Below are 20,679 nucleotides of genomic sequence, written 5' to 3'. Positions count from 1 at the left end.
CTGTTTAACGGTATAAATAGGTTGTTGCTAACGCTTTTATTTCGACTAACAGCGCCTGGAGAGTTTCCAGTTGCTGGTTAATCACCTCCTGCTGCTGGGCCTGTTCGTGTTGATAGCCTGCAATCAGTGTTTTTTGCTGGTTAATCTGGCCTTCAAATTCGTTGCTGACGTTGTTCAACAGAATGGTTAACTGCTCGTCTACAATGGTGGGTAGCGCCTTTCTCATCTCACTTTTTATGCCAGGGAAGACTGTGTTTAACAGATTAGCGCGTGCGCGCTCCTGGGCACTGGACGCAGAGAACAGGCGAAGAATATCGGGTAAAAAGACAATAACCAGCTCCAGTACCGGGTTAAGTACATTTGTCGTTACGGCCAGAACGGTGGAAAGCAGGCGGTAATATTTTCCTGCATTTTCTTTCGCGGCAAAATTGCTGCTCATGTTTTCCAGGAAACTGCTGACTGCTTTCAGTTTTCCTTCTGTTTTTTCAGCAATATTAGTCACCCAGTTTGGATCCAGTGTGACCATCATGGCGTTATTTTTCGTTAGGCTCAGCGACAGTTCATCGATCAACTCAGACGAGATTTGATCCATTTCACGTTTTATTTTTTCGGTTAAATTGCCACGAATAATATCGGATATCTCACGCTCTAGTGCCGGAGCGGCATTTTGCGTCGTAGAGAGATGTGCAAGTCGATCAACCTGATTAGTGAGATCATGTTCGATGGCGTTAATACAACGTGTGACGAGCGGGGCGGAGAAGCGATAATTCATTTCGCGCTCTGTTTTATCGCGCTGTGCAACCAACTCCGCTAATGCACCTTCAAGGGCGAGCAGGGCATCGGCATTACTGGTTTCGCTGTTTTTAACGATATTGCTGGCGAAATTAATCTGATTGATCAAATCGAAATTTTGATCCTTCAGACGGTTAATAAACAGATTATGAAAGAGACGCTCAGGATCAACCACTCTCAGGAAGTCGCTCAGTGCGTTCGCAGACTGGTTACCCAATGCAATAATCTGTTTTTCTGCCCCGAAGTAAAGCTGGAGCTGTTCATCGATATACGTTGATATTTCCTGTACCTGTTCCGGCGCACGCAAATTGGTCTTGCTGAGAATAAATGAGAAATCACTTTCGTAGGTCTTAATATTATCGAGATTACGCAGCATAGACTGGGTGACGGTTCCATCTTCCACACTTGTCACCACAATAAAATGCACCCCGCGCGGCAGATAATAAGACAGCGCTTTGTTATGGTTTTCTAATGAGGAGCCATAGCCGGGCATATCCACCAGGATTAGGGGCGCAATGGCCTCCAGCGCCGGGCTATTGATATAAAGGCGTAAATGGGAATACTCAGCGGACTTTTTATTCACCTGCGGGAGCTCTTCGGGTGCCAGACGATCTTCGCTGCCGTCGTGACGGATAGCCTGCAACCACGGCTCTTTGGAAAAATGTAGCTCTGTTGCCAGTTCTGTCTCCGGGGCAATACCCACAGGTAACACCGGCGCACCCATAAACATATTGAGCAGTGAGCTTTTCCCTGCACTAAACGCGCCAATAACCGGGAGAAGAAGTTGGGTATTTTCAACCTGAGCAAGTAAATTGCGATCCCAAGAAATCTGTGACTCTTGCAGAAGTGTGCCGAGCTTTTGCAAATATTCTGCAAATTGCTGCTGATTCTTTAGCATTACTGTCTTGTCCCTTACAGTTAATTCATCTGGAAAACGGGTTTATCTTGTCAAATAATCAAGGTAATAACATGGGCAACGGCCATCAGCGCCCAGGCAGCAGGCGGTGAAGCCAGTCTTGAGTAAAGCTTAAAGACTCCGCTACCAGGTTCTCATTTTTACAGTGTGGACATACATCAAAAAAATCGACGCCACGAATGAGTGCATCACTGCGAGGCGCAGTGACTTTATGCCATCGGCATTCAGGGCATTCAAATCGTTGTGGCGCTGGTCTTACGGGCATTCTAGCTCCTTATTTCACTGTTTCGGCTGAAAACGTAGTGCTACTGTAAGGCTAGCGTCACGGCTTCGCCGCTCCGATAGGGTAATCCTCCCCATTGATCATGTTTCCTCAATGTTAGTCATGCAGTTACAGTTGTTAGAAGAACCGCCAACGTCTGTTCCTCGCTCATATCAGACCTGATGACCACCCAGCCTATCTGCTGCGTGCCAAAAACGGTCATGCACGACCTTTTTCGGGATTGGTGGTAGACAGCATACCATTCATGTTTTGCTTCTCTCCGACCGCTCTAAGCCCACCGCGTATGACCGGGGATGGGTTTTATGAAGCGGTGATTGCAGATCCGGACGGGAACCGGGTTGAGCTGGTGGGGTGTGATCTTTTGAAAAACGCATGCCGATCCTTGTATCGGTAGTTTAAGTTTCCCGAGCCTGATAATAATATATTAAAATTCACACAGATAAGTTATCAATGCTCAACAAGCATAAGGGAGGAAGCGTGGACACAGCAGAACATGACGTCAAATTTGCTTGGGCTCGTTTTTATGAGGCTTTTGCCAGCGCGTTACTGACCTGGCGGAACCGGAGAGACGAATTAGTCAAAGGCATTCACCTGATTGCCGCAGATGTCGACGGGATGTCCCATCTGCAGGACAAACCCGCCAAGGGTGAGGCCTTTCCTTTAAAAGACATTTGTCCGTTTACTACCATGGGCTTGTTCAATCGCAACCTGACCGACACCAATCGCAAAATTATTGCCGCCAGGCTGGCGAATTTGTTGGGCGTGAACGAACCGGTTCCTGACTCATTTGCTGGCATCCCGCTGCTGAATAACCAAAAATCTTGGTTCTTTGGTTATGAAAAATCGCGCGATCCTGATGACATTGAACGCTTGTGGGAGATGTTCTCACAGGCAATGACGTTTTCGGATAACGAGAATACCAACTCCGCAGACTTCACTTCCGCATATGACATCGCTTCTGCAGTGAGGAATGTCGGCTGGAATCTGACCATGGGGCTGTACTGGACCCGTCCCTGGTTCTACCCCACTTTAGATAGCCAGTCGCAGTATTACATCCAGAAAGTGTTAAACATTAAGATCCTTAAAAACGGAGTAAAAGGTCGCTGCAGTGGGCAAAGCTACCTAAGCATTATGCAGGCGCTTAACAAGGCCTTTACCCAACCCAACTATCCGGTTCATTCCTTCCCGGAACTCTCTCTGTCAGCGTGGCATACCGACCTTAGCCAGTCTAAAGATGAAGTAGAAAATCGAACGTGGAAAGCCTCTCTACTGAATAAAATTAAGGCGTTATGCCTGAAAAAAGAGAGCCCTTATTTCACTGCTTCGGAGTTGAAAGAAAACTACCTGGACGTATTCAAGGCAGAACGTCCTGAGAGCAAAACGGTTATAAGCTCAATCTCCTTTTATCTGCAGAAATTACGCGATGATGATGAGTTAAAATTTCTTGAGCGCGGAAATTATGAATACCTGAATTTTGAGAAAAACGAATCCCAGACGATAACAGAGGAAACAGTTGAAGAGAGTGCACCACCACCAAAACTCACTCACACGCCTTACGCCATCAGTCATCTGATTCAGGAGGGCTGTTTCCTGGAAAAGGCGAAGATCCAACTCACACTTCAGCGCCTGATCGACAAGAAAAACCTGATCCTACAAGGGCCACCAGGAACAGGGAAAACCTGGCTGGCACGCCGCTTGGCGTACTGCTTAATGGGAGAACAAGCGCCTGAGCGTATTAGCGCGGTGCAATTTCACCCGAACCTCTCTTACGAAGACTTTATTCGTGGCTGGCGTCCAGGAAAAGAGGGGCGATTAACGCTAATCGATGGACCTTTTGTGAATGTAATCAAAACTGCGATCAATAATCCTGTCGCGAAATATGTGGTGATTATTGAAGAGATTAACCGTGGCAATCCGGCGCAAATATTCGGTGAAACACTCACGTTGATGGAAGCCGATAAACGCACACCGACCGAGGCGCTGGCGCTCTCCTACAGTGAAAATACTGATGAAAAAATCTACATACCTGAGAATCTGTATATCATCGGCACGATGAATATTGCAGACCGTTCCTTGGCACTACTCGACCTGGCACTGCGTCGCCGTTTTGCATTTATCGATTTAAAGCCAGCGTTTAATGACGCGTGGAAAAACTGGGTAAATCATAAATTCGCAATTGATTTAGACCTGTTAGCCATCATCGAATCTCGACTGACGGCGCTAAACGAGATTCTGGCAAAAGATGTCACCTTAGGGCCGCAGTTTTGTATCGGTCACAGCTACGTCACCCCAGCCACCGGTCAGCAAATCAACGAAGCTCAGACCTGGTATGAACAGGTCGTCGATACAGAGATCTGCCCTTTGCTAGCCGAATACTGGTTTGATGCACCGAACAAAGTCGACGAAGCCAGAAAAGTGTTATTAGCAGAATGACGACAATCACTGGGAGTGAGCAACATAAAGCGTCACACATTCCCGTGCGAAATCTTTGGCTGCTGATGCTGTACGCTTCAGATCTGTTTCGCCAGTTGGGACGCAGGCATATTGCGGTTGAAGATAACCCGGCAGAAATACCCGACCTGGTGGCGACAATATTGCTACATGAGATTGCGCTGCGCCGTCATCGCAATTTAAGCATGGGATACCAAACCCGTCATGCGGCCCTGAACCGGGTGAGAGGACGCATTGATGTACTGTATACGACCAGTCATCAGTTGCTGGAGCGGGGTCGGGTCGCCTGCCATTTTCAGGACATGACCCTCGACACCCCGCGAAACCGCTATGTTCGCTGCGCGTTAGAACGTCTAACTCCGATCATAGCGAAGCCGTCGCTGGCAGCAGATTGCCACGCTATGGCATTATCACTTCGCCGTGAGGGAATAAACGGAGGGTATCCTGACAACCGCGAACTGCCCTCGGTGCGGCGTTTTGGACGCCATGATGCCGCTGATAAACCGATGGTCGATGCTGCACAATTAGCTTTTGAACTGCTGATGCCGACCGAAGATCAAGGGCAACATCTTTTGCCCGCGCCCTCAGATAATCTTTACTGGATGAGAAAGCTATTTGAAAAAGGTATTGCGGGCTTTTATCGTGTACACCTCGCCAAAACAACCTGGCGGATCTCTGCCGGGAAAGAGCTGAAATGGGCGTTAAGCGAGCAAAGTGCGGGCAGCGCAGAGATTTTTCCGACGATGAAGTCTGACATTATTCTTGAACACAAGATGGCCCAGCAGCGCATTATTATCGATACCAAGTTTAATGCGATCCTGACAAAGGGCTGGCATCGGGAGAAATCTCTGCGTAATAGCTATATTTATCAGTTATATACCTACCTTAGAACTCAAGAGAGCCAGGCGGACCCACTTTCGCTCAATGCTGCTGGCCTTCTGCTTCATCCCGCCGTTGGCTATATGCTCAATGAATATGTTGTCACTCAGGGACATAAGATCCATTTTGCTACGGTAGATATGGCGGTAGATGCCAAAACAATTAAAAGACAATTACTGGAATTAGCCCATGATTGCGCGGGAGTCGCGGCTGATGGCTTGCCCCTTCATAAAGCAGTGGCTGCAATATAATCTACTCTTGCAGCCACGTAGCTGTTAGGCTCACGTCTGTTTCTAGCTCAAAGCAGCCCAAGATTTTCGAGAGGCACGTTAGTGCTAAGAACGGACATGACCAGTTTGGAATGAGTGACTAGTCGAAACAATTCTGCAAAAACATCATGTCCAAAAGAGTAATTGGTTAGCGATGTTTAGATAATTTTTCGAGTAAATTGTTGCTCAGTAATGGTACTGCCCCACTGATCGCCTTCCCATTCTTTCGACAACTCAAATCCGAATGATTCGTACAATCGTCTTGCCGCGATAAGTTTATTAAAAGTCCATAATTGTACCGAAGTGAACTTTTGCTCATCACAAAAACGCATTGCTTCTGCAATGAGTTTTCTACCCAGTCCGCTGCCACGACAGCCATCGTCAAGGATGAACCAGCGCAGATGCGCCTCATTATTTCCCAAGTCCTCACCGTCAATAGCAACAGAGCCGAATATGCGTTCGTTCACCATTGCCAACAAAATCTGATTACATGGCTTATCTAATCGCGCCGAAAAATCAGCAAGACCCGCGGCAACCTTCGCTTCAAAAAAATTGCCGAAGTCATACTCTCTGGCGTAATAGCCGCCATGCATTTCAGTAATGCGACCAATCATACCTGCATGATACCTGAAGAAAGAAACTGACCACTGCACTCGTCGTTCGTAAGTGCTTGGGCTATTGGTCGATATTAAGCGACAAAAAAAAAAACCCCGACTGCCGGAAGCAATCAGGATTATTAATGCCGTCAGTGGGGGAACTCGCTACCAGTAAAATGTGAATGTATGGATTGAATTTCATATTCTTTCCTTAATGAAAGTTAGCGTGTTTTCTTCTGCTGGCTCAGACATCACGCGATTCTTAAATGCAAAAAGCCCCTGTTGCGTGAGCAACAGGGGCTTTGTATATTTTGTGTCGATAGCAGTATCAGTATCCGGTTTTAACTTTATACATCAGCAATATTTTGCTGCCCCGGATAACCTTCACATACAGGCCGTTATCCTTCGCACCACGCACGAAACTGGCCTTGACATCACCCTGACAGTCACCGCCATCGTAGGGCACATTAATGCCGGTCTCATGTACCAGGTCGATAACACCAAAATTATTATCAGCACAGGCAGTGCCCGGCCAGTCCTGAATCAGTGCAAATTTATGGTCGTCACTGACACCGCTCAGCGAGCAGACGGAGCTGTTGATATCGTCACCCTGGCACCAGTACGACTCGCCCGGATTGTCTTTATCCATCAGGTGTTCGGGTAACTGTGCTGCACTGGCAGTGAAAGCGGTAAGAGACAGCACAATGGCGGATGCTGTAATCATCATTCTGAACATGGTTGACTCCCTGAATCATCAGTGGTGTATGGCTGCGCAGATTTGTTCTGCACCAGTCATGGCTTAATTAAAAACGCTTATAGCGGAACAGCTCTTTGCCCTGGTACAGCACCACCAGGTCGTCGTAATCCGGCTTTTTGTGGTTGGGCATAAAGGTGGCAATCGTCCCGGGACGACACAGGTCTTTTACAGTGACGCCGAATTTCTGGTCAGGCGTGATGGTGAAACCTTTTGACGCTTCATCGCGCCGGATGCTTATCCAGCCCCACAATCCACCCTCGCAGTCTTTAAGCGGGGCGGAACGGACGGTCACCATTCCACCGTTGCGGTCAGCAAACATAGCTTCACATTTCCCGGTGACCTGCCGGTGAGCATCACACCAGAAAATATTGCCACTGTTGTTATTCACCGCAGCGGGCAGCACCCGGTTATAGGGCGCAGCCTGCACTGTGGCGCAGGTCAACAAACTGCCTGCTATCAGCAGCGTTCTGAACAGTTTTTTCATAATGATTTCCTTAAAAGAGAAGCCACCGGTTGAAGGCTGGTGGGAATACATCAGGCCACCAGCGTCAGGAACAGCATCACCAGCCAGACCCAGAAGTAAGTGGGTTTCTGTCCCAGTGATTTCGCCCGTCGCCAGAGATAGAACGGCACCAGCCACGCCAGCTTGCCGAAGGCTGCGGTATCCACCCCGGCCTTACGCAGGCGTCTTTCATCCAGGTAACCCAGGGCGATATTGAGCAGCAGTGTGATAAACCAGTACTGCCCACCCGATACGACGTCATAGGCTTCCTCAAACGCCATCCCATTCAGTCCGGCCGTCCACAGCTCAAGCGCATAGCCTATGAACGGGGCAAAGGCCAGTGTCAAGACGACACCGCCCGGAATGCGGTGCCCCGGAAGAGCAGGCGGTGTGATGCACTGTGCCAGCGCAGACACCAGCGGGGTGGCGGATAAGGGTTGCCAGTCGGCCATACCTGGTTGCCACACCAGTGTGGAGGCGGTAAGTTCGCCGCGTTTAATGCGGGCCGCCATTTCTTCTTCGCTGATACCGTCGTGACGGATACCATTTTTCTCGTAATGCCAGTTCATGATTCTCCTTATCTCTGAAAGACCGGTGCAGGCCGGATGTTGATTAAGCAGCGCTGTCCGCTGAGCCCCTGCCAGGGGAGGTCAGGAACAGGGCTTCGCGAATGACACTGAAGTGAGGAAGTGCGCGAATAAAAGCAGCCTGACTGGTTAGCTGGCTGATGGTTTTTCTGGGTGTAAAAGTCATATCCAGCACCGTGACGGCGTGAATGTCCGTCAGCGGATGGACCGTGACATGTCCCCGTAACTCACCGGCGAGATACCAGCAGCCAGCCAGGGAAATCAGACGGTATGGAGCCAGGCTCTCACTGCGTTGCCCCTCGCCCAGCAGCGTCACCCGCTGTCGGGAAGTAATGGCACTGACGAGCCGGTAAAACACCAGTGAGCCGGAGGGACTCACCCCGTGTGGTAGTTGCCACACCAGACAGGGTGCATCATCCGACGCCAGCAGGGCACTGACCAGTCTGCGGTCAAAGCCCGGGAAGGCATCAGCAAGCCCGGTGCGGTGGGCAAAGGTCAGCACATCCAGCTCACCCTGTGCACCGTTACCTCCGGTACGCAGGCGACAGAGCCCCTGACGGTACTCCAGGTCCAGATACATCAGCCGCTCACGAAAATCCCGCCGCAGGGTGCGAACTGACACCCCGAATTCGACGGCAAGCTTCGCCAGGCTCAGGGTTTCGCCCGCCACCAGTCGACCGATGATGAGTGACAGTCTGACCGCCAGCCGGTCATGGCGACGCTCTGCCTGTGTCATGGAATATTCTCCGTGAAGATTAACTGACTGAAATTAATGTGATTACTTTACAGAGGGGGCCGGACAGGGAATGGACACTGCGGGAACTATTTTTTGCATTTGCCCATACGAGGACGGGCGCGGTCCACAGCAGCATCAGACTGTTTTATAAACAATCCCTGAGAGAATTAATGGACAGGTGGTGTCCATTGTTAACATGGCGATAACAATGCCGGAATTGCGGAGAGTTCAATTCGCTCTGTTACAGCTGCTCAAGCAGAGTTTCTGCCATCACCCACAATGCCCGGTTAAGCTTCACATCGCCATCGATGCCACGTACCGCGCGGGTATGGGTCCGTCCACCTTTTGCACTACGACCACTTAACCCGCCCTTAATCAGGTTTTCCTGGATACGCTGATAGGTGGTCCACAGGTCATCACTGTAATCCTCGTAACGACGGGGAGTCAGAACCTGCGCCTCGGTTACTGGCTGGTGGTCCTCGCCAAAGCGGTAATTTATTGCGGCTTTGGCGAGTGCCTGACGGACCGGAGGTGGCAGCATCAGCGACTGCATCGCATCGCGCTTTTCCTCCACCCGGTCAAAAATCCCCAGTACCTCATACGCCCCTTCAATCACCTGACTCACCACATCGCCTTTATGCGGCACCCGCACCTCGCCAAAGGTCTCCCCACAAATGAGCCCATTCTGGCAAACCTCACGAAATAACCCTGGCAGCATCTGGTATGAACTGGAGCCATCGTGGGAATTCAGCAGAATGATTTCCGGCACCTGTTTACCCGTAATTTGCCCCTCACGGCGCAGACGCAACATATGTTTGGTGTGCTCCCGACGCTCAGGATCTCGCACACGGGTCTGGCAGGCAAAGAACGGCTGAAAGCCCTCGCGCTGCAAGCTGTCGAGCAGGGAAATAGTAGGTATGTACGTGTAGCGTTCACTACGGGATTCGTGTTTGTCCTCACTGAATACGCTGGGCACCACGCGGAACAGCTCTTCACGGGTTAACGGGCGATCACGACGGATAACATTAGCTGCGCCAAAGCGCGAAGCCAGACGGGTCATAAGCAGACTCCTCATAATGGAAGAATAAAGACAAAAAAGCCCTGCCACGCAATCGCGGCAGGGCTCAGGTACAAAGAATTAAGGGGGAGATATTCAGAAGAAGAAACTCCAGACGGCACGGGCGACCGATACCACTGTGTCGCGTACAGCCTGGATGATGGTCCGAACCGGGGTCGGTATCAGCGGCACGGAGCTTAGCGTATCCAGTAACGTACCTACCGTCTCACCAAAATCGTCGCGGGCTTTTTTATTAATGGCATCAGTACGAAGCGGCACACTGAGTTGTACCGCCACGGGGCTACTGGCCTCACGGGGAAGGCAGCGAATCATCCGCTCTGCCATCACCCGTAGTCCCCACTGCAGACGTACTGACACTGCACAGACCGGATTTACCGGCTGGAATAGCTCATGCAGCAGGGCAATTTTACGGCTGATATTCTGCTTCTGCTCTGTGGATAATCGCTCTCCTCCGCTGGTGGGCTCAACCTTATCCGACTGGCTGATAACAAGCAGCACCTTATGCCGGTAAGCCTCTCCAATCACCTGATGATAAAAGTGCTCATCCACCGCCAGCGCCCGATCATCAGCCTTGATCAACCACAGTATCAGGTCGAGTCGGGGAAATTGCTGACGGTAAAGCGCTGCATATTCCGCATCGCGTGAACTACTTTCCCCCACACCGGGGAGGTCCACCAGCGTCATATGGCGCTCCCCCACTTGCAGGCGAAAGCGTAGTGGCTCACGAGTGCAGGCGGCCACGTCACTGACTGGCGATACCTCACCGGCAAACAGGGTATTGCAAAGACTGCTCTTGCCAGAGCCAGTTTTGCCCATGATACCAATTACTGGCTCATAGTTAGTAAGCTGGTTTACTTGCTGCAGAATCCGCTCTGATGCCCACTGCGGTAGACCAGAAAGCGATTGTTGCAGCAATAATGAATCTTCAGATTTTTTCATCACTACGCCTCTGAAAAAATAATAAAAAAACGGCAGGACCGTTAGGTTCTGCCGTTAATGGGATATACTCAGTTGAATGATATATATCTGAAGTTTTTTACGATGCTGACCCAATCACTAATCTTTCACCATGTAAATTTTATTATGCAACACTGCTGTAATAATCAACGAGGAGCAAGTGACCTCTCCTAGCGAAGCATTTATAACATATTTCTATTTTAAGTAATGAGTCGTAGCTTTTTAATAAAAAATGAAGAATTACTTAAGATTTTTACCCGCTACAAATGGAGTGACGTAACTAAAATACTCAGATTGAGCAGTTCGACTAATATTCCAACGGCCAGCGTTAGCAGGACGTTCTCGATGATCGGCATGTGTGAGAATCAATCGTCGTTTCGCTCGCGAAACACCAACGAAAAAAGCGCAACGATTCTCATCTTGATTGCCAAAGAAAATCTCGTTTTCAACCGCCATGATAATGACAGAGTCGAATTCCAACCCTTTACTTTTATGAATGGTCAGAATGCGCACAGCCTGATCATCCGCAAAACGTCCCAACGCTTTTGGAAAATCTGGTTCTGACTTCAGCAATTCTTTAACCCGCGCAAAAGTTTCATGGATAACATCATTTAAACGCGAACGAGTTTCATAGTCAGGTGATAAAGCAACCAGCATTTTGGAGCCGATATACTTCAGAAACTCTATTGCCAATTGTACCCAATCTGAAAAAGGTGAGTCTGTATGCCTAGCATCAGATACTTTTTTACGTTGTTTTTTAATTAGTTGATCAAGATCCTTTTTCGCACTTGACTGTATTTCTTCATCGGCAAAAGGAATCATTTGATTCATCAATCTAATCCAAGCCTTAGGTTCACGCTTACCATAGAGACATGATAAATAATCTACGATCAAACGTGCGGCAGGTTCTATAGTGATATCCTGCAATTGTTGCTCGTTACGATATGGAATACCGCGTACTTCCAACTCAATCATAAGGTGGTCAGCATAAAGTTCCAACTGTTTGGAAACCAAGACTGCAATTTCTGCAGGTGGTAATTGTTCTGAATTTATCCAACTATTTATTAGATCAGCTAAATAGATGGCTTCTTTACAGCTGTCTTCAAAACGGTAGGCATAAACCTCACCTTCATCGCCATCCAATTGTTCATCTGGCATGACAGAGTCAGGATCAAGCGTACGAATAATTTCATTCTGAACCCGAAGCAATTTTGGTTTAGAACGGAAATTGCGATACATGTTAAGTGGTACAGCATTAAAATCATTGGCAAAGGTTTGGAAAATACCATCCAGCGCCCCAGCCCAAGCCATAATTTTTTGTTTAGTATCACCTACTGCCGTAAGGCGAAGACTAGTCCCCTGGAAAGCAAGCTTAACTAAGTCATATTGTAAATTCGTGCAATCCTGGAACTCATCCAAGAAAATATCGCTGTAAGTTTTCCGAATTGCATTTCGGGCAATTTTTGAGGTTTGCAATATCTGGATTGCCAACGGGACTAGATCGCCGAATTCAATTTGAGTACGCGAAGGGCCATTTTTCTTGTCTACAATTGTATAACCTGCATCCAGAGCATTTTTCCCCGTGAGCACCGGCCTGAAACGATCGATGATACGTTTGGCAAACGCATGGAAGGTATAGCTATCAAAACGCGAGGCAAGATCGGGCCCGCACCGCCGTTCGACACGCTCTTTTAGGTTTCGGCTGGCATCAACCTTGAAGGATATCGCTAGAATCCGCTTAGGGTACCGGCATGTTCCTGTACGCAAAAGAAAGTCTGCTCGTTGCGCAAGCATTTCCGTTTTACCTGCACCAGGTCCGGCTGTGAGTGCCAAGCAGCGCTTACGTGCTTTTGCTGCTCGTTTTGCATTTGGTTCCAACGTCAGCCCATCGGCGGGTTGCCATGCTTCAGCAGCAATCATTCTGGCAGCTCCTTGAGTTTGGCAATAACTCCATCTGCCAGCCTGCTTAGTGACTCAGGCATATTTTCAAGTAATTCCTCGTCATTTAGCATGGCCAGCGCATCAATATGGGATGCTGGTTTACTGCCAAGTTTGAAACTCTGATGATAAGTACTGAACAACTTTAACTCATTTTCACTGTATTGAGATGAATCGTAATGACTTTTCCCAAGTACTGCTTTGAGCGTAGAGGCATCAGGTTCTTCCTCAACGACTTTATAGGCCTTGGAGTATGCAAGAAGCATGGCGAAGTCCAAATCCATTGGATACGAAAAGAAGACACCGCGTTTTTCGAGAAGATTAAAGTAGTGAGGGTAGTTTCGAACCTTATAAGTGTCACTATTCCAAATGGGGATACCATGATCCTCGGGGAGTTTCTTTTCCGGTTCATGAACAATAAGTTGATCATTGACGTATTTAATTCGGCCCCACCCCGCTGCATAACGAGCTACATCGAGATCAAGAAGTGTCAAATATGGAATCTGCAATACTGAAAGCAAACGCCAAAAATGATTAACATGCCTCCCCCCCAGTGGTGCTATCGTGACTGCTGACTCATCAACCTGCGCACCTTTCGCCTGAAGCAAACGTGGCAATACAATTTCTTCACTATCACCTTCGCCAAGCACTACCAGACGCGAGAAATAGATCTCAGGAAATGCCTGGACTGCTTCCCGAACAAACTTGTGTGCATCATCAGATTTCTCAGGCAATTTAATACAGTTGACCCTTGTCTTTCGAGCTTCAGTTAACCGGAGATAACGTATTAACTCAGGGGCTACGCGACGCAACATGGTGGGAGCATGTGTAGCAATGAGAGCTTGTGCATCCACATTTTTCGTCATGGTATTCAAGGCATTGACGATACGTCCCAAGTAATGTGGAGAAAGGCTATTTTCTGGTTCCTCCAAGGCGACTAACGTAAAGACCGGTGGACGTAATTTATCGGGATCAAAAGATACATCTTCCTCGGCGAGCACAGCTCTCCCAATCGCTTGGGATGATAATACTAGGGAAAGATAAAGCATTGACTTTTGGCCATCACTCAACCGCGAGAAATCGACAAGTGGACCGTCGTGCCCAGGGGTAAAAGAAACCGACAAATGTCGCAGCAGCGCTTCAATTTCCGAAGCCACAAATGTAATTTTTGGATCAGCAAAAAATTTGCCTTTATGTAGAGTGGCCCAGGTTGTTTTCAAACTCTCACTAAATGCATTTACTGAAGGGTTTGCTGCAAGGCTGTCGCTTATTTGATCTGTCAGACCCTTGATCGTATCGCGCTCAGCATCCCAGTGTACGGCACGGAGCAAACGGCCTAGTAACGCATTCGCGCCATAAGTAATGTGATCAGCAGGGTCACGTCTGGCAGGTAAATAATGAACTTGGATATGATTACGCTCTGCTCGTGGTACTTGAGCTGTGTTTTGAGGTGAACCATCAGCATTGACATCCAGTACATATACTAAGTTTTCGTCGATATCACCATCCAGTCCCATAGTAGCAGTGAGGCGAAAACGCACACGTGGGAGCCCCCTCGGATCATCAAGTCGCATATGACTAAAATGAGGTGCTACGGTACTGTTATCATCCTCCTCATCAAGTTCAGGAAATAAAAAGTCAGCTTCTATCCACAATTGGCGCTCTTCTGGAACTTCTTCTTCATCATAAGGGACATGGAAATCTGAACGATGGATCCGACGCAATGCAGGATTAAATGCAAATAGCTTGCATAAAGCCTGAAGTGTCGCGGTCTTACCCGAGCCATTAGGACCGATTAAGTAAGTGATATTTTCAAGACTTACCTCTGTCAGTTCTGGGCCAAAAGATTGGAAACCAGATATCCGAATTACTTCAAGCTCCATGTTGATTACGCTCCCAACTCACCTTACCCATTGAATTAATTAGCTAATAGTTTTCTTGCCACGAATGAGGCCATGACTTTTTGATTCTTGCACATTTAGCTCAAAAATATTTGATCGACATCGATTCAAAGACTTAAATACTTCAACTCCTTAGGAAGGTAACTGATCACGGAGAGGCGTACCCTAAATCTGATTTGCATTCAAACAAAGCCGGTTCAACGACCCAAACAAGTTTGATACTACCTTAGTAATAATGTTGCTAATAACTGACGTGACAGTCGATGTTGACCTTGAGCGTTTTTATGACAACCTATCGTTAGGGATGCATTGGCTTTAGTCCCAGCGCAGGGCGGTCCAACTGCTAAACCTGCCACACCGCTAATTGTGTTGAGTAAAGGTGATGAATAAAGTCATCGGCCTTGGCATGCTCTTCCATCAGCCGTTCTGTTCAGGGCACAGTCAGTTTTTGTATCAAATACCACCGTTAAATCATATAGAGAAGCGGGGGTGACTCACTGTTTCACAAGATGTGCATTTTTTCCGACAATTATTCTCCTTTAAACCGGCTCGAATACCGGAAAATGATTGCGATGAAATTGCTCGATGCCGTACTGGCGCAAGGTCTCCAACCAGCGTTCGGCCACTGTGCGGCCTACCTTAAGCTCAAGCGCAGCCTCGCGCAGCAGCAAGAACTCGGTGCGTAATGTAGTCGGCATGATGCCAGGGTCGTCGGTGTTCACTAGCACACGCACCGGTCCTCGGCGCAATCCGTAAAGGTTGGCCGAAGCTCCGCTCTCCAGCACCGATTCGTCAGGCGGATACCAACGGAAAATTGGATGTTCGGCATGTGATTTCAGGCGCGCGATATAGACATTGGATGTCGGGTTAGCTTCGATGATCAACCCCAACTTGTCATATTCGGTCAGCAGCCAGTCTTGCAGCGCGTGCATGAAATCCAGTTCGGCCGGGGTATCGACATCTTCCAGAATGTTTTCATCAGCCTTGCGGCCAAGCTTGGGGTAAAACTCTCCATGCGCCCCCGCTTCGTCCCCCATGCGCACAATCACCAGCGGCGCTTCTGTCAGCGAAGCCAGCCAATCATGCCGAGCCTGATACAGCTGGCTCGCCAACGTATGTTGCTTGCTCAATTCTTGATGGTCAGGCAAAGCGCATTGCTCTTGCGAAGTAACTTGCCAGCCATCGCCAACCATTCCAAGCCGATAATGACAATTACGCCGCAGCCACCATGCCTGATACAGATCGTCCGGTGTCGCATGACGCAAATGCCCATCCTTGTAATCAGCAACCGGATCTACATAGACTTTGCCATCGTAGCCGCAGTCATCACCAGCCATAAAATCCGGCACCTGCCACCAGCGTGACAGACGCCAGAAACGGGCAATTCGCCGCTCGAACAGCGGCAATACCTGTTGTGCCAGTGGCAGTAAACCGCTCAACATACTAGCGTGATGCCAAAGCCACACCAGATTATCCAGATGTTCGTCCAGCGGCAGCATCATCTCGCCCTGCCGTGCAGCCCACTGTTTCGGCACTATACCCAGCGCAAGTGCATGCCCGAGCCGGTCGCCCTCGCGCATTTCACAAAAACGTACCGTCTCGTCGATATGGCGCATGCCCGATGCCGGATGGGCATAATCCTCTCCGGCATGAATACTCAGGTGAAAGCCGGTGCTGGCACGTTCGCCATCCGGCAGTGGCTTGAAGCCGCTACGCAGCCAACGCAGCACCGGCGCAAACCACTCTATCTTCAGCGCGTTTTCATCCCCCGCCACATCCAGCCCACGAAACCATCTGGCGGGCTGAAAATGGAAATTAGGATTCAGCCTGCCTCCCAGAAAATAGGGCGCATTCCAGCTAGAAGCACTGTGCAGATTGCGCATCAGCTTCTCAGCCTCTTTCCATAGTCCTTTGCTTTTTGACTTGGGGCGTAGGTTTTGTTTGTGCGCCTGCGAACGTGAGAAATGACCACAGAATTGCCAGCGTTCCATGGCCTGCATGATGGCCAAAGCTTGCATATCCAGCTTAATATCAGATTCGCCAAAAATGTAAGGGGGTTTTGGTAGGGACAAGCTGGCATTTTTGATCAGACCGCGAGCAATTTCACTGACGAACTTAGGCTTGAATGCCAATGGCCCTGACTTGATCTCAGCCACATCCGCAGTAGCAGGCCACAGTCGGCGGATATTGTCATGTCCTATGGGCTTGCGCTGCATTGCCGACTGGAAATAGCGCCCGGCAAAACGCGTTAACCCTTGTCCGTCCATGATCAGGCTGCGGCGCAGCTGATTGACAGTTTGCCAGAAACACAAGATGGCTAAGCGTTGCAGCGGGTGCGTGTCCGACTCGGTATAGCGACCACAAAGATAGACATGTAGCCAAAGCCAGCGATTAGCCTCTCCACTGCCCATCGACAATGCGAACTCGCCCAGCAGCCAATCCGCACTACCAAGGCTTGCCGCATGCAGTCTGGCGGCAAGCAAATCCCAGTCAGGCTTGCTGATGGGCGTGTGCATAGCAAGATTGAGCTGTGCCAGATGTTGCGACCAACCTTCGTGACGACATGGCTGCTTATCCGTATTATTTTTGGCCTGCTCATCGGGTTTCAGCAACAACACCAGCAGTTGCCGCGCACGATGCAACAGTGACTGCAGACTGTTGTACTGCTCGCGCTGCCACTGATTCGCCTCGTCGTTAGGTGTCAACTCGCTCCCCGCCAGCAGATAGTCATCGAGAATCGCGCTATCTGCTGTGACACCCCAGAAATGCACATGCCCCTCGGCAAATGGCTGTGAGGGGTTACCCAGTGGCGCGAAAAAGGAGGTCTGAGCAGACACGACGCGGCGGATGTCGTGAGCTCGTGGCTGCGGCATCTCATCCAGCCACTTCGCTAAGTGCCAACCGGCCAGTAGCGTAGGATCAAGTCCCGCAGCCAGGCGTACATATGCCTGCACCTCCCCCTCACGGTAGCAGAGCAAGTCGCCATTGCGCTGCAATAGCCGCTGTTGTAGCTCGTCCAGCCAAGGCAGGGCAGGGGTCAGCAGCAAATGCCCATCGAGCATCCGCCCCATTAGTTGGCGCACATCGGTCAGCCGGTGCTCGCGCGGATAACGCGCCTCCACTCCCTCTACCAGCAAATGGTAGAAATCGCCCTGCAGTCGATGCCAGCGGTCAGACTCCAGACCACCCGAGGGCGTGAGTAATGTGTCCCACAGCCATGCAGCCAACCTTTTATCGCCGAAAAAACACTCGGCGGCGTGTTCCGTCAGGGTGCGCTGGAGCATTACTCTGGGTCCTTATCCTGACCTTGTCCTGTCGGCTGTATATTAGGTTGCGGCTGATTTGACGAGTTTAGCGCTGGATCTTTACGCAATTCATCAAAAACCTCTTTTTGGAGTTTTGTGTACTTGTTATCACCTCCGAAATTAGCTGCCATATAATCATTTATCGAACCTAATTTTGCTATTTGTTTTCTGGCTTGTGTTTTTATTGTAGTTTTATTTATATTCTTGGCGATGATGCCAAGCTCTTCTCTCAAATATTTTTCAGCTTTAGCCTCAAGATCGTCCTCAGACTTAGGCCAATCCAAATTCATTACCTCATCAATCCACTTCTTCAACGGGTGCTTTGCAAGCACAATGCTGACAGCCCTCAAAGAATTATTTTTATCAAAAGCCTCCAATATTGGTTTGACGTTGACATTAAACTGGTCATTGCTTGTGTAATTTTTTAGATTTTCAGGATTGATGTTGGTCGTTGCTATCACATTAGGCAAGCCAAACAACTCCCCTTTTTCAAAACTACCAAAGGCAAACCAGGTTGCGTAGAAACTGTGAGCCACCATATTTAGTGCCGTTCTGATACGTTTCATGCCATTTGGCACATACTCATCACTCGCCACCTGGCTATAAACCTTATTAAACACCTTGTAAACCAACCACGGCGCAAGCTCGATTTGGTTAACATGACAGGCCTGTCGCCACATATTTATTTCTTGATGTAGTTTCTCTACTATCAAATTTATATCGTACTCTGCGTTTTGAGGCTCTTCCGAGCCTTCATCAGCACCACCATTGGATTTATTTTCTTTTTCGTTAAAAGTGATTGTTTTAGTGGGTGCCAGAGCTGCCGTAGAAAAGAAAGGAGCCCGCCCCATGATTGCCTGAATTTCTTCAATAGATAGCGGCCCGACAATGCTGGAAATTAATAACTCAAACACCCGGCCTATATTCAGCAGCATAGTTTTCTTGGCGTTGGTGTAAAAATTATTCTGTGCCAGCAAAGCAATCAAAAAGCTTGCCTTTTTCTTTTGATCATCTTGCAAACCTTGGATTGAAAGGCTCTGAATCTCCTTGATGTAATCCCACCCTTTGCTTGAATTTATCCCAACTTCTGCCACTGGATACGGCAGAATGGTTTTTTGCGATTTGATACCGGCCAGCCACTCTCCAGGCAAACGCCCATCCAATAAAATCGGCCAAGCAGAAAGGTCATCCGCCTTGTCAAAAAGCTCAAAGTTGGCCGTAGCATGTGTAAGGGGCTGGAACAAGGGCGTGTCAAGAAGGCTGCGATGCTGTGAGGATGAGGAGTCGAGCCACTCTTGCCAATGCAGTTTGGCAAGCAATATCAGATAGGCTGCTCCGGCTTTGGGTTCAAAACAGAAGTAATTCACCAGCTTCTGTGCAAACTCATTTCTTTTCTGCTTCGCTGCTTTATCAGCTTCATCCTGAAGTTTCGCTGCTTTATCAGCCTCATCCTGAAGTTTCGCTGCTTTATCAGCTTCATCCTGAAGTTTCGTTGCTTTATCAGCTTCATCTCGAAGTTTTGCTACCTTCAGAGCTTCATCCTGAAGCTTAGGAGGCATTTGCCAACTAATCCGCACATTCAAATCATCCTTGGCTGTACGAATTTCAGCAGGCAATCCCAGAATAAGATCATGACAATGCCTGATTAGCTGCGACAAGGCACGGATAGAAGGTATTGGCAACGAGGGACGACTACTTTCAAATCCATTCACCGGGCCAGTCAAAAAGATATCCAGCCAAGAAATGAAGTTAGCCAAAGGCATTGCATCGTTTGCATTGCCGAGTGTAACTCTCGTCTCAGCCACATCTTCTCCAACTGTCCCCCACTGCCAATAGCTGCTGACTTCCGGCATGGTCAAACGGCGAGGGAACGGCAGGATCTTGCGTTGATACTCTGCGGCCAACTCTACGGCCCTTTCATAGGCCTCTTTGCGACGGTAGCTGGAATCCTTGGTCAAACGGCCATGAAAATCGCGCCAGGTCACCTCATCGTAAAGCGATCGATCGCCACAGACGATAGTCAAGACATGAGGTGTGGCTAGATAACGGCGTACGATTTCGAGGTTTTCAAAGGCACGATTCAACGAGGTATCGACATCGTCAATAGGCAGGATCAACAGCTGTTTGCCCAGCAAGCCCAACACTTCGCGGAAAAAATCCTGTACGCAGTCGGCTAGCTGCTTGTTACTGTACATGGCACGTACCTTGTCCATGCCGTGACGGTCTTGTTGTGTCTCGACCGATTCCAGTGACTGGGCGAGCTTCTCCAGCGTCTGGTTCAGGCTGCGGGCCTTATTCGGTGTATTCCGCTGCTGTTCTTTGACATCTTTATCGTGAAGCACGGCAGCGACGATGATGTGCAGGAATAACGATTCGCCATTTTCTAGCAGAGTCGGGTCTACCGGGTCAAGGATGTGGACATATTTCAAGACGTCCCGATCTTTCAGATAGCTTTTCAGATTGACCAATACAGCAGTTTTACCAGTTCCGCGCGCGCCATCTATAGAGATGGCATTATGTTCGCGCAGCTCATTCAGCGACCTGCCTGCGGCGGCTTTTGCATTGTCCACTGCTTCAATAATCATCCGAGCCAGCGGTTCGTACACTTCGCCGCGTGGCAGCAGTGTGTTAGCGTCGGGCAAGACGGCGGATTCGCCGGCATTGAGGGGGATGTATCGCTTGTTCTGGCTCATGATCGGCACCTAGCTAGCGGATTTTTATAGGGCAAAATT

At 49.1% G+C, this 20,679-nt stretch carries 13 protein-coding genes and 2 pseudogenes; 3 read left to right on the top strand and 12 right to left on the bottom strand.

Annotated elements, in window-relative coordinates; translation table 11 throughout:
- Positions 1-4 precede the first annotated feature (4 nt).
- On the bottom strand, positions 5-1,690 hold the full coding sequence (locus EL015_RS02730) for a dynamin family protein (protein WP_005190404.1): 1,686 nt from the start codon (positions 1,688-1,690) through the stop codon (positions 5-7).
- A 569-nt stretch (positions 1,691-2,259) separates the two neighbouring features.
- Here EL015_RS02730 and EL015_RS21850 point away from each other — a divergent pair.
- From EL015_RS21850 to mcrC, 3 genes and pseudogenes are all read left to right on the top strand, one after another.
- Positions 2,260-2,385: pseudogene (locus EL015_RS21850) on the top strand (hypothetical protein); the annotation flags it as partial.
- 83 nt (positions 2,386-2,468) lie between these two features.
- Positions 2,469-4,424 (top strand): AAA family ATPase, encoded by a 1,956-nt coding sequence (locus EL015_RS02720; protein WP_005190407.1) that lies wholly within the window; start codon positions 2,469-2,471, stop codon positions 4,422-4,424.
- Complete coding sequence (gene mcrC, locus EL015_RS02715; RefSeq protein WP_032907458.1) at positions 4,421-5,572, top strand: 5-methylcytosine-specific restriction endonuclease system specificity protein McrC; 1,152 nt, start codon at positions 4,421-4,423, stop codon at positions 5,570-5,572. The genes EL015_RS02720 and mcrC overlap by 4 nt, the downstream gene beginning before the upstream one ends.
- Positions 5,573-5,748: 176 nt before the next feature.
- Here the strand turns inward: mcrC and EL015_RS02710 are convergent.
- The 11 genes and pseudogenes from EL015_RS02710 to rdrA form a co-directional block, all read right to left on the bottom strand.
- Positions 5,749-6,216 (bottom strand): annotated as a pseudogene (locus EL015_RS02710) (GNAT family N-acetyltransferase); the annotation flags it as partial.
- A gap of 298 nt (positions 6,217-6,514) precedes the next feature.
- Positions 6,515-6,913, bottom strand: coding sequence for a hypothetical protein (locus tag EL015_RS02705; RefSeq protein ID WP_005190417.1), 399 nt, complete (start codon positions 6,911-6,913; stop codon positions 6,515-6,517).
- Between the two features lie 76 nt (positions 6,914-6,989).
- The gene (locus EL015_RS02700; RefSeq protein WP_032907496.1) at positions 6,990-7,427 is read right to left on the bottom strand and encodes a hypothetical protein; all 438 of its coding nucleotides are present in this window, start codon (positions 7,425-7,427) and stop codon (positions 6,990-6,992) included.
- Between the two features lie 50 nt (positions 7,428-7,477).
- Positions 7,478-8,014: a GYF domain-containing protein gene (locus tag EL015_RS02695; RefSeq protein WP_005190421.1), complete on the bottom strand. Its 537-nt coding sequence runs from the start codon at positions 8,012-8,014 to the stop codon at positions 7,478-7,480.
- 43 nt (positions 8,015-8,057) lie between these two features.
- A complete protein-coding gene (locus EL015_RS02690) occupies positions 8,058-8,768 on the bottom strand; it encodes a transcriptional regulator (RefSeq protein ID WP_005190424.1) in 711 nt (236 codons plus the stop codon).
- A 241-nt stretch (positions 8,769-9,009) separates the two neighbouring features.
- Complete coding sequence (locus tag EL015_RS02685) at positions 9,010-9,828, bottom strand: DUF932 domain-containing protein (protein ID WP_005190429.1); 819 nt, start codon at positions 9,826-9,828, stop codon at positions 9,010-9,012.
- A 93-nt stretch (positions 9,829-9,921) separates the two neighbouring features.
- Positions 9,922-10,785 carry a GTPase family protein gene (locus EL015_RS02680; protein WP_032907462.1) on the bottom strand — a complete coding sequence of 288 codons (864 nt, stop codon included), beginning with the start codon at positions 10,783-10,785 and terminating at the stop codon, positions 9,922-9,924.
- A 258-nt stretch (positions 10,786-11,043) separates the two neighbouring features.
- Positions 11,044-12,723: a UvrD-helicase domain-containing protein gene (locus EL015_RS02675; RefSeq protein ID WP_032907465.1), complete on the bottom strand. Its 1,680-nt coding sequence runs from the start codon at positions 12,721-12,723 to the stop codon at positions 11,044-11,046.
- Positions 12,720-14,624, bottom strand: coding sequence for an ATP-dependent nuclease (locus EL015_RS02670; protein WP_005190438.1), 1,905 nt, complete (start codon positions 14,622-14,624; stop codon positions 12,720-12,722). The genes EL015_RS02675 and EL015_RS02670 overlap by 4 nt, the downstream gene beginning before the upstream one ends.
- Positions 14,625-15,181: 557 nt before the next feature.
- On the bottom strand, positions 15,182-17,926 hold the full coding sequence (gene rdrB, locus EL015_RS02665) for an antiviral RADAR system adenosine deaminase RdrB (protein ID WP_005190441.1): 2,745 nt from the start codon (positions 17,924-17,926) through the stop codon (positions 15,182-15,184).
- A complete protein-coding gene (gene rdrA / locus EL015_RS02660; RefSeq protein ID WP_032907467.1) occupies positions 17,926-20,640 on the bottom strand; it encodes an antiviral RADAR system adenosine triphosphatase RdrA in 2,715 nt (904 codons plus the stop codon). The genes rdrB and rdrA overlap by 1 nt, the downstream gene beginning before the upstream one ends.
- Positions 20,641-20,679: the final 39 nt, after the last annotated feature.

Source organism: Yersinia intermedia (assembly GCF_900635455.1).
Classification (GTDB): Bacteria; Pseudomonadota; Gammaproteobacteria; order Enterobacterales; family Enterobacteriaceae; genus Yersinia; species Yersinia intermedia.
Note: the sequence above shows the minus strand (reverse complement) of the source record. Positions and strands in the feature narration are given on the sequence as shown.

Bases quoted from the DNA above. Each gene is read 5' to 3' on its own strand.
- EL015_RS02695 (WP_005190421.1), bottom strand. From the start codon at position 8,014: ATGAACTGGCATTACGAGAAAAATGGTATCCGTCACGACGGTATCAGC.
- EL015_RS02670 (WP_005190438.1), bottom strand. From the start codon at position 14,624: ATGGAGCTTGAAGTAATTCGGATATCTGGTTTCCAATCTTTTGGCCCA.
- EL015_RS02685 (WP_005190429.1), bottom strand. From the start codon at position 9,828: ATGACCCGTCTGGCTTCGCGCTTTGGCGCAGCTAATGTTATCCGTCGT.
- EL015_RS02730 (WP_005190404.1), bottom strand. From the start codon at position 1,690: ATGCTAAAGAATCAGCAGCAATTTGCAGAATATTTGCAAAAGCTCGGC.
- EL015_RS02675 (WP_032907465.1), bottom strand. From the start codon at position 12,723: ATGATTGCTGCTGAAGCATGGCAACCCGCCGATGGGCTGACGTTGGAA.
- EL015_RS02705 (WP_005190417.1), bottom strand. From the start codon at position 6,913: ATGATGATTACAGCATCCGCCATTGTGCTGTCTCTTACCGCTTTCACT.
- rdrB (WP_005190441.1), bottom strand. From the start codon at position 17,926: ATGCTCCAGCGCACCCTGACGGAACACGCCGCCGAGTGTTTTTTCGGC.
- EL015_RS02690 (WP_005190424.1), bottom strand. From the start codon at position 8,768: ATGACACAGGCAGAGCGTCGCCATGACCGGCTGGCGGTCAGACTGTCA.
- EL015_RS02700 (WP_032907496.1), bottom strand. From the start codon at position 7,427: ATGAAAAAACTGTTCAGAACGCTGCTGATAGCAGGCAGTTTGTTGACC.
- mcrC (WP_032907458.1), top strand. From the start codon at position 4,421: ATGACGACAATCACTGGGAGTGAGCAACATAAAGCGTCACACATTCCC.
- rdrA (WP_032907467.1), bottom strand. From the start codon at position 20,640: ATGAGCCAGAACAAGCGATACATCCCCCTCAATGCCGGCGAATCCGCC.
- EL015_RS02680 (WP_032907462.1), bottom strand. From the start codon at position 10,785: ATGAAAAAATCTGAAGATTCATTATTGCTGCAACAATCGCTTTCTGGT.